Genomic DNA, 273 nt, shown 5'->3' on the forward strand with positions numbered 1-273 from the left:
GTGACTTGCCCGTCACCTGTAATACGCAGAACCACACCGACAGGGCCGCGATCACTGGTGTCCTGCATCGTCGAGACCCAAAAGGCGCCATCCGGCCCAACCTTGCCGTCATTGGTCCGCATATCAGGGGCCATGGCGGGAATGGGATAAGCCAAGTCGCGTGCTTCGCTTTGCGGATCAAAAACCCAAAGCCCGGATCGCCCGGAGACGATGACCTCGCCACTTTCAGCCAGACCGCAACAGGAAATGACCTCTGGCCAGTGCCAGACAGCA

1 protein-coding gene is annotated in these 273 nt (G+C 59.7%); it reads right to left on the reverse strand.

Annotation, left to right across the window (positions count from 1 at the left end):
• Positions 1-273, reverse strand: a 273-nt coding sequence (locus A3722_RS15630; RefSeq protein ID WP_150120516.1) for an SMP-30/gluconolactonase/LRE family protein, incomplete at both ends; no start/stop codon positions are given.

This window comes from Sulfitobacter sp. HI0027 (genome assembly GCF_001634775.1).
Lineage (GTDB): Bacteria > Pseudomonadota > Alphaproteobacteria > Rhodobacterales > Rhodobacteraceae > Sulfitobacter.